This is a genomic window from Frankia sp. CcMO1, assembly GCF_977945845.1.
In genome coordinates this window covers 1-8,720 of record NZ_CDWTMG010000214.1, presented here as the reverse complement: position 1 = coordinate 8,720, position 8,720 = coordinate 1, and the positions used below count along the sequence as shown (strand labels likewise).

The window sequence follows — 8,720 nt, the reverse complement described above, 5'->3', positions numbered from 1 at the left end:
GAAGACAAGTCTAGACGTTCCCGCGTCGGGGCCGTGGCCGGTATCGCTACGCTCGATTCTGCCGCGCCGCCAGGAGTGCGTGAACCTCGCCGTCCCGGTCTGCGTCTCCTCCTCGCACGTCGCCTGGTGCTCCCTGCGGATGGAACCAGTGTTCATGATGCTCGGCCAGACGGCGGCGATCGCGGCCGGAAGCGGGATTCGCCAGGGCGTCGCCGTTCAGGACGTCTCTTACTCCGACATCCGCGCCGCGTTGCAGCGGGTGCGCGTTCCACTGCCGGCTGCCGAGGGGTGACGCCGTGCTGGCCCGTGTCGTGTCCCGCACTGACACATGACTGATACATGACTGATGCGCGCGAAAAGGGAAGTCGAAGGACTTCTACGTCCTCCGGCGCACGGTGTTCGCCTTGTTGCGCCGCGAGGGGGCGTCCTGATCCACCGGCGTGAGCGGCTTCACCGACGTGGGCGGCGTCATCCCGCAACGCCCGAGCCGTGGCCTATGGTGCCGTCGTGACACCGTCCTCGAGCCCGGAGCCGCCCTCCCTACCGCTTGCTGAGGAGGATGGCGCCGCGCCTTCTTCTGACGACACGCCCGTGGGACGCTCTGCGGGTTCCGACCCCGCACCTGTCGGTGCCCAGCCACCGACCACCGGCCGCGAGCGCCGCATCCCGCCGCCGGAGCAGTTCCGTGGGCCAGTCATTGCCCGGCGTGGCCAGGTGGAGCACTCCACCACGGATCAGCGCCTGCTCGACACCCGCAGCCCCTCGGGGTTCGTCCATTCCGACCCGTGGCGGGTCATGCGGATCCAGAGCGAGTTCGTCGAGGGTTTCGGCCTGCTCGCCGAACTGCCACGGGCGGTGACCGTCTTCGGCTCGGCCCGGATTCCCCCGGACAGCCCGTTCTACGAGCAGGGCCGGCTGCTCGGCGCCGCGCTCGCCGAGGCCGGCTTCGCGGTGATCACCGGCGGGGGGCCGGGCGCGATGGAGGCGGTGAACCGTGGGGCCCAGGAGGCCGGCGGCCTGTCGGTGGGCCTCGGTATTGAGCTTCCCTACGAGCAGCGGCTCAACGACTGGGTCGACCTCGGCGTCAGTTTCCGCTACTTCTTCGTCCGCAAGACGATGTTCGTGAAGTACGCCGAGGCGTTCGTGATCCTCCCCGGTGGGTTCGGCACGCTCGACGAGCTGTTCGAGGCGCTGACTCTGGTCCAGACCGGCAAGGTCACCCGGTTCCCAGTGGTGCTGATCGGCTCCGAGTACTGGTCGGGACTCGTCGACTGGATGCGGACGACCCTGCTGCCCGCCGGCCTGGTCCAGGAGCGGGACCTGCAGATCCTCTCGATCACCGACGGCATCCACGAGGCCGTGCGCATCATCCTGGAGGGAACCGCCGGGCACACCCGGCCCGCAGGTATGGATATTCCGTGAACATCTGCGTGTACTGCGCCTCCTCCGAGCTGATCGACCCCTCGTACGTCCTGCTGGCGGCCCAGACCGGCACCGAGCTTGCCCGGCGCGGCCACACCCTGGTCTCCGGCGGAGGCTCGGTGTCGTGCATGGGGGCGATCGCCCGGGCGGCGCGGGCCGGCGGAAGTTACACGGTCGGCGTGATCCCGCGGGCGCTGGTCGCGATGGAGGTCCGAGACCTGGACGCGGACGAGATCATCGTCACGGAGACCATGCGGGAGCGTAAGGCGCTCATGGACGCGCGCTCGGACGCCTTCCTGGCTCTGCCCGGGGGCCTGGGCACCCTTGAGGAGCTGCTTGAGGTCTGGGTCGCCGGGGTCCTGCGCATGCACACCAAGCCCGTGGTGGTCCTCGACCCCGACGGGGTCTTTGCCCACCTGCGGATCCTCGTCGACGAGATGGTCGACCGCGGGTTCGTCCGCCCGCGCGCCCGGGACACCCTCTGCTGGGCGACCGGCATCGGCGAGGCGGTGGACTTCCTGGAGGCGGGTGTGACAGAGGCGACCGTCACCTCGCCCCCGCCCCCGACCCTGCGGGAGATCGTCGAGGGCGACTGAGCCCGTTCCTGTTCCTTGCCTATCCAGAGGGTTTCGTGTCCGAAAAATCCCTCTGGATAGGCGAGCTGGCTGGGTAGGCGAGGGCGGTCCTCAGGCGAGGCCGCGGCGGGCGACGGCGAGGTCGACGTCGCCCCGGATCGCCGCGACCATCCGCAGCGTCCGCCACGTCGCCGCCACCTGGTGCGCCCGGAAGACCCGGGCCCCGAGCCAGGCGCTGACCGCGGTCGCGGCCAGCGTGCCCTCCAGGCGTTCGTCGATGCCGGTGTCCAGGGTCTCCCCGACGAAGTCCTTGTTCGACAGCGCGACGAGCACCGGCCACCCGGTGGCGACCAGTTCCGGCAGCCGGCGGGTGGCCTCGAGGGAGTGGCGGCTGTTCTTGCCGAAGTCGTGCCCGGGATCGACGAGGATCGCATCCGGCCGGACCCCGAGCGACACCGCCCGCTCGGCGAGCCCCACCGTGGTGGCGACGATGTCGGCGACCACGTCGTCGTAGACCATCCGGTGCGGCCGGGTGCGCGGCGGCAGATGGCCGGCGTGGGTGCAGACCAGACCGGCGTCGAACTCGGCCGCGACCTCGGCGAGCGCCGGGTCCACCCCGCCCCAGGCATCGTTGAGCAGGTCGGCGCCCTCACCCGCGACGACCCGTCCGACCTGCGCGCGCCAGGTGTCGACGCTGATGACCAGCCGGGGGTGGCGGGCCCGGACCTCGGCGACGAAGCCACCCACGCGGCGCAGCTCCTCGGTCGCACTCACCTCGCCGCCGGGCGCGGCCTTCACCCCGCCGATGTCGATGATCCCCGCCCCCTCGTCGACCGCACGGTCGACCGCAGCCAACGCCTCGGCCGCACCGTACGTCGCCCCGCGGTCGAAGAAGGAGTCCGGGGTGCGGTTGACGATCGCCATCACGATCAGCTCGGTCGGCTCGAAGGTCCGCGGACCCAGTCGTAGCGGATCCCGCCGTAGCGGGGCCGGGTGGGCAGCGTCGGCATGCACCGGGCCAGCCTGCCAGAATCACCGCGATCGGCGGGCCGTGGCACGATCGGATGCGTGGTGCTCGTCATCGAAATTGTGATCGTGGCCGCCGTCGTCTTCGCGGTGGCCGCGCTGGCCGTCGGTCGCTTCGATTGGCTCGCCCCGGCGCCGCCGGACGGCGCTCCCACCGGACTACCTGTCGGTACGGTAACAGCCGGCGACATTGCCCGCACGCGGTTCGGGATGGCGCTGCGTGGTTACCGGATGGCCGAGGTTGACGCCGTCCTGCTTCGGCTGGCCGACGAGCTGGCCTGGCGGGACGAGGAGCTGGCCCGGCGGGACGAGGAGCTGGTCCGGCTGGCCGCGTTCGCGCGCGTCGACACCGCGCCATCGCCGGACGGGCATCGGGTTACTCGCTCGCCACAGATCGACGAGTGATCGCCGCCGACTGTCCGTGGCATCCGCCGACTGTCTGTGGCATCCGCCGACTGTCTGTGGCATTACAATCGACTGTTGGTAGCCGGTCGATCTGGCCTACGCAGGGACACGTACAGGCGCCGCCGTCAACATCGACGCCCACCTCTCGATGTTGCGGCGGGCGACTGTTGTGATGCCGCGCAGAGACGTGTTTCGGTTTGCGGTCCGGTCTACGGGATAATCGTCGTCAGATGCAGGTCCGACGGCAGGAAGAGGTGCACCGATGGCGGCCATGAAGCCGCGGACGGGTGACGGTCCGCTCGAGGTGACCAAGGAGGGGCGCGGCATCGTCATGCGTGTCCCGCTGGAGGGGGGCGGTCGGCTCGTCGTGGAACTCACCGCCGACGAGGCGAGTGCGCTGGGGGATGCCCTGAAGACCGCGGTCGGTTAACCGTCCGTGTGTCCGTCCGTGTGCGCTGTCCTCGCGCCTGTCCCGCGGCAGCCGGGTCCCGTCGTGGTCCGGCGGTCCCGGCGAGAAGGCCGGCATGAGCATCGTTGATTCCGCGCCAGGCCCGGCGATCGACGGGCTCATCAGGCTTCCTCTCAGCGTCACCCTACGGTCCGCCACCGCCACCGCCACCGCCACCGCCGCCGGCGTCGAGCCCGCGACCGTCGCCCTGGTCCTCGCGTCGTCCGAGAACGGACCCGTGTTCGATGAGACTGCCCGCGGCGTCGGCGCCGATCTAGGACTGGATCTCGCGCTGCTGGTCGAGTCCGAGTCCCTGCGCGGTGATGCGGGTTCGGTGCTGGTGGTGCCGTTGGCCCGGACGGCTCGGCCGACCCGGCTGCTCGTGGTCGGCATCGGCGCCGGTCAACCGGGTGACTGGCGGGCCGCGGGCGCCGCGCTCGCCCGCCGCGCCGGGGCACCGGACCGGCTCGCGGTGGTGGCGGAGCCCGGCGATCCGGGCCTGAGGGCCTTCACCGAAGGTCTGGCGCTAGGCGCCTACCGGGCTGCTGGAGTGCCCGACCCGGCTGGCGGAGTGCCCGACCCGGCCGGCCGGCCCGGGCCGGAGAACGGCGTGCCCGGCGACGTCATCGTGCTCACCGGTCGGGCGGACGAGCCTGGGGCGGCGGCCGCGGTCGACGCCGCGCGGGCGGTGGCCACCGGGGTATACATCGCCCGCGATCTGGTCAACATGCCGAGTCTGGTGAAGTCACCCGCGTGGCTGGCGAACCGTGCCGTGCGCATCGCCGCGTCGGCGGGTCTCGACGCGACCCTGCTCGGCCCCGACGATCTTCCGGCGCAGGGCTTCGGGGGGTTGTGCGCCGTCGGTGAGGGTTCCCCTCGGCCGCCCTACCTGGTCAAACTCGAATATCACGGGCCACCGCGGACTTCTGGCGAGGCCGGGTTGGCGGGATCCACCGGGTCAGCGGGGCCGGATGGTTCGTCGGCGGGCCGCTTCACCGATGGTCACCGGGTCCTGGTCGGGAAGGGAATCACCTTCGACTCGGGTGGGCTCTCCCTGAAGCCGGCCGTCCCGATGGCCGGCATGAAGACTGATATGGCGGGCGCGGCGGCGGTGCTCGGGGCGATGACCGCGTTGCCGGCGTTGAACGTGCCCGGGCGCGTCACCGGTCTGCTCTGCCTGGCGGAGAACATGATCGGTGCGACTGCCATGCGTCCCGGCGACGTCATCACCTGCTGGGGCGGGACCACGGTGGAGGTACTGAACACCGACGCCGAGGGTCGCCTGGTGCTGGCGGACGGCCTCGCCTACGCCGCGGGCGCGCTCGACGCGGATGTCATCGTCGACCTCGCCACGCTGACCGGAGCGATCGCCGTGGCGCTCGGCCGGCGCACCGCCGGGCTGTTCAGCTCGGACGACCAGTTGGCGGCGGCGCTGTCCGCCGCGGCGGACAGCGCCGGGGAACGGGTGTGGCGGCTGCCGTTGGTGGAGGAGTACCGGGCGGCGATCGACTCGCCGGTGGCGGACCTCGCCAACATCGGCCGGGCGCTGGACGTCGGGGGCGGTTCCATCACCGCGGCGCTGTTCCTGCGGGAGTTCGCGGGCCGGCGGCCCTGGGCGCATCTGGACATCGCGGGCACCGCACGGTCGGACGCCGACGACGGCGAGATCAGCCGGGGCGGCACCGGGTGGGGGGTGCGTACCCTGCTGACCTGGCTGTCGGGTGGGCCGTCCCAGGCACCGGCGGCCTGAGTAGAACCCCGGAACCCCGGAACCCCCAGACGTGTCCCGGGTACCCCTGGGTGTTGCCGGGCCGCGAAGGGGAGGTCAGGCCGCGAGACGCAGGAGCACGGCCTCGTATCCCCGGGCGATGTCCTCGGAGAGGACCAGGGAGACCCGGAGCACCACGGTGCGCTGGACGAAGACGTACTCGGTGACGAGCGGGTTGTCGGCGGTGACGGTGAGGAGCTTCGTCGCCCGCCGCTGCGCGCTCTCCGCGTCCGCGAAGACCTCGATCGCGCCGCCGCGCTCGATCGCGTCCGCGGGGCTCCCGGAGACCTCGTTGACGCCCACTCGCGGATCGCTGAAGGCGATTCTGCTGGTGTAGCCGTTCGCCCGGCCCAGGAGACGATCGGGGTCGCTGGCCGCGGTGTAGACGACGGTGGTGTGCAGCGGCAGGCCCGCGCCGGCCAGCCGGATCGCCACCTGCTCGGCGGTAAGGCCGGCGAGGCCGCCTCCCGCGGCCGACGGGGTGGGTACGGCCGTCGGGGAGGGGGTGGCGCCCGGTACGGCCGGGTGGGCGGAGCGCGCGCCGTGCGCCGGCCCCACCAGGCGCTTCAGCGTGTAACCGGCAATCCCGGCCAGGACCGCCACGACGAGGACGAACGTGATGTAGGGCAGCAGGCTCTCACGTGGGGCGGGCGGCGGCTCGGCGCGGCTGTCATAGGCGTCCCTGGCCCGGCTGTCATAGGCGTCGAAGTCGCCGTAGTTGCCGTGGTCGCCGTCGTAGACGTCATAGCGCCGGTACTCCTGTGCGGCCGGTGCCATTTACTCCCCAAGGCGTAGGAATGTCACGCTTAAGCGCACCTTACGCGTCCACCGAGGAGCCACCGGGTACCGGCACGATCAGCTGGCCCCGATCGTGTTACCGCGGACCGGTCACCCCGACCGGGGTGCCTGGCCAGCCGGCCGGGGTGTCTGCTCAGCCGACCGGGGAGGACTTGGCGACCACGGCGACCAGGAGGCCACCGCCGGTGGTGAGGAGCATCTGGGTGAGCCGCACATCGTCACGTACAGCCGTGGCGAGTTCGCGGACCGCCACCGCCTCGGGGCCGGTGGCCTGGCCTTGAGCCAGGGCCAGCACGCTGGCGAACGCCACCACGCCGCCCGGCCGCAGCAGCCGCAGGGCCTGGGTGAGGTACTCGGTGCCCTCACGCCGGTCCGCGTCACAGAACACGAGGTCATAGGCGCCGTCGGTCAGGCGGGGGAGAACGTCGAGGGCGCGGCCGGTGATCAGCCGGCTGCGCCCCGGGGTCATCCCCGCGTCGGCGTAGGTGCGCCGAGCCAGCCGAAGGTGCTCGGCCTCGACGTCGATGGTGGTCAGGGTCCCGTCGGGCCGCATCCCGCGCAACAGCCAGGTACCGGAGACCCCGGTACCCGTGCCGATCTCGACCACCGCGCGGGCGCCCACGGCGGCGGCGAGGAAGCGCAGGACCGCGCCGGTACCCGGGCTGACCGGGACGATCCCGACCTCCTCGGCTCGGGCGCGGGCAGCGCGAAGGATCGGGTCTTCCAGCAGGAAGCCCTCTGCATAGGCGGCGGCGGACTCGAGCTCGCCGATGTCAGTGTCCGGCATGACTTCCGCAGCCTACGGGAACGGGAGACCAGGGACGCGCGTTCATCTGGTCAACGCGCATCGTGTCGAGGATCGAGGGGAGAAACGTCGGTGTCCGCAGCGGGATTCGCCGCTCCCTGGCCGGCTCGTCGGGTACGTTTGACGCGAACCGACCGAGAGGCGGCCGTGGCTGCTCAGGACCCCGGGGCGGGCTCGGACGCCGCCGGCGTCGCCGCCACCGCAGAAGCTCCTGGTTGGGTTCCTCCTTCCTGGGAAGACGTGGTCCGTGAGCACGGCAACCGGGTCTACCGCCTCGCCTACCGCCTCACCGGTAACGCCCACGACGCCGAGGACCTGACGCAGGACGTGTTCGTTCGGGTGTTCCGGTCGTTGGCGGACTACACCCCCGGCACCTTCGAGGGGTGGCTGCACCGGATCACCACCAACCTCTTCCTCGATCGCATGCGTCGCCAGCAGAAGATCCGGTTCGATGCGCTGCCCGAGGACACCGAGCGGCTGGCCGGCCGCGAGGCGAGCCCGGAGGCGGTCTACGCCGAGGCTCATCTCGACGCGGACGTCGAGGCCGCGCTCGCCGCTCTGCCGCCCGACTTCCGGGCCGCCGTCGTGCTATGCGACATCGAGCAGCTCTCCTACGAAGAGATCGCTCAGACGCTGGGCGTGAAACTGGGCACAGTGCGCAGCCGGATCTCGCGCGGTCGGGCGATGTTGCGCGCGGCGCTGGCCGATCGCGCGCCACGTACCGGTGACGGTGCCGCGTTGTCCGCCGCCGTGGCGGTCTCGGACGACGCCCTTCTCGCCGCGGAGCCCGCCGTCGGGCCGGCGGCGGAGCTCGCCGAGGCGGACGCGTCGCCGCCGGGCACGACCAGACCGCATCGGGGCCGAGGCGACGACGGGCGGCTCAGAAGCGGGGGACGGCATGGGCCTGTCGCCGCCGGGAGCAAGGGTGGTGCTCCGCGGGAGCGGCGGGCGTGACCGAGCATCTCGGCGATCGGATCTCGCCTCTCATCGACCATCAGCTCGATCATGACGCTCGCGACCGCGCGCTCGCGCATCTTGCCTGCTGCGGGGAGTGCCAGCGGGAGGTGGCGGCCCTGCGGATAGTCAAGGCACGGCTGGTCGCCCTCGATGGCCCGGATCTTCCTGGCGGCCTCGCGGTCTGGCTGCTCAGCCTGGGCGGTCCGGCCGCGGTGCCCGCGTCCTCCCCGGGTTCGCCCCAACAGCCCCAGTGGTCCCCACAGTCCCATCGCTCCCAGTTCCGTCCTGCGCCGGACAGGCGGGGCCCCACCCGTCTCGACCCGGCCAGGCGTCCCGGGGCGTTCACGGTGACAGTACCGGCCCTGCTGCCGCGTTCCGCCGAGCTCCGACAGCCCCCCTCCGATCCTCGCCCGGGCGCCGGCACTCGTCCCGCCTCGCCCAGGCTCGCCGCTCGACCGGCGCCTGGAGCCACCGGCGGGGCGGCGCGTGATCTGGGTCAGGCGGGCCGTCCCGCGC

The 8,720-nt window shown here is 72.0% G+C and carries 11 protein-coding genes; 8 read left to right on the top strand and 3 right to left on the bottom strand.

What is annotated here, in order from left to right; genetic code table 11:
* The 3 genes from AC08OU_RS19635 to AC08OU_RS19625 all read left to right on the top strand — a co-directional run.
* On the top strand, positions 1-292 hold a 292-nt coding region (locus tag AC08OU_RS19635), incomplete at its 5' end, for an FAD-dependent oxidoreductase (RefSeq protein ID WP_476605498.1).
* 299 nt (positions 293-591) lie between these two features.
* Complete coding sequence (locus AC08OU_RS19630; protein ID WP_462188604.1) at positions 592-1,422, top strand: LOG family protein; 831 nt, start codon at positions 592-594, stop codon at positions 1,420-1,422.
* Positions 1,419-2,018: an LOG family protein gene (locus tag AC08OU_RS19625; protein WP_462188603.1), complete on the top strand. Its 600-nt coding sequence runs from the start codon at positions 1,419-1,421 to the stop codon at positions 2,016-2,018. The genes AC08OU_RS19630 and AC08OU_RS19625 overlap by 4 nt, the downstream gene beginning before the upstream one ends.
* Positions 2,019-2,108: 90 nt before the next feature.
* On the opposite strand, the gene folP is transcribed toward AC08OU_RS19625, so the two are convergent.
* Positions 2,109-3,011: a dihydropteroate synthase gene (folP, locus tag AC08OU_RS19620; protein ID WP_476596203.1), complete on the bottom strand. Its 903-nt coding sequence runs from the start codon at positions 3,009-3,011 to the stop codon at positions 2,109-2,111.
* A gap of 54 nt (positions 3,012-3,065) precedes the next feature.
* Here folP and AC08OU_RS19615 point away from each other — a divergent pair, with 54 nt between their 5' ends.
* The 3 genes from AC08OU_RS19615 (at position 3,066) to AC08OU_RS19605 (ending at position 5,626) form a co-directional block, all read left to right on the top strand.
* Positions 3,066-3,428, top strand: a complete 363-nt coding sequence (locus AC08OU_RS19615; RefSeq protein ID WP_476601545.1) for a DivIVA domain-containing protein — start codon at positions 3,066-3,068, stop codon at positions 3,426-3,428.
* A gap of 262 nt (positions 3,429-3,690) precedes the next feature.
* Positions 3,691-3,858: a DUF3117 domain-containing protein gene (locus AC08OU_RS19610; RefSeq protein ID WP_007511639.1), complete on the top strand. Its 168-nt coding sequence runs from the start codon at positions 3,691-3,693 to the stop codon at positions 3,856-3,858.
* A gap of 94 nt (positions 3,859-3,952) precedes the next feature.
* Positions 3,953-5,626 (top strand): leucyl aminopeptidase family protein, encoded by a 1,674-nt coding sequence (locus AC08OU_RS19605; protein WP_476601546.1) that lies wholly within the window; start codon positions 3,953-3,955, stop codon positions 5,624-5,626.
* Between the two features lie 75 nt (positions 5,627-5,701).
* On the opposite strand, the gene AC08OU_RS19600 is transcribed toward AC08OU_RS19605, so the two are convergent.
* Positions 5,702-6,421 (bottom strand): hypothetical protein, encoded by a 720-nt coding sequence (locus AC08OU_RS19600; RefSeq protein WP_476601547.1) that lies wholly within the window; start codon positions 6,419-6,421, stop codon positions 5,702-5,704.
* 154 nt (positions 6,422-6,575) lie between these two features.
* Positions 6,576-7,229, bottom strand: a complete 654-nt coding sequence (locus AC08OU_RS19595) for an O-methyltransferase (RefSeq protein WP_011438208.1) — start codon at positions 7,227-7,229, stop codon at positions 6,576-6,578.
* A gap of 165 nt (positions 7,230-7,394) precedes the next feature.
* Here AC08OU_RS19595 and sigE point away from each other — a divergent pair, with 165 nt between their 5' ends.
* A complete protein-coding gene (gene sigE / locus AC08OU_RS19590) occupies positions 7,395-8,201 on the top strand; it encodes an RNA polymerase sigma factor SigE (RefSeq protein ID WP_476601548.1) in 807 nt (268 codons plus the stop codon).
* The coding region (locus tag AC08OU_RS19585; protein WP_476601549.1) for an anti-sigma factor family protein at positions 8,198-8,720 on the top strand (523 nt) is incomplete at its 3' end. The genes sigE and AC08OU_RS19585, both read left to right, overlap by 4 nt.

Bases quoted from the DNA above. Each gene is read 5' to 3' on its own strand.
- AC08OU_RS19610 (WP_007511639.1), top strand. From the start codon at position 3,691: ATGGCGGCCATGAAGCCGCGGACGGGTGACGGTCCGCTCGAGGTGACC.
- AC08OU_RS19595 (WP_011438208.1), bottom strand. From the start codon at position 7,229: ATGCCGGACACTGACATCGGCGAGCTCGAGTCCGCCGCCGCCTATGCA.
- AC08OU_RS19600 (WP_476601547.1), bottom strand. From the start codon at position 6,421: ATGGCACCGGCCGCACAGGAGTACCGGCGCTATGACGTCTACGACGGC.
- AC08OU_RS19605 (WP_476601546.1), top strand. From the start codon at position 3,953: ATGAGCATCGTTGATTCCGCGCCAGGCCCGGCGATCGACGGGCTCATC.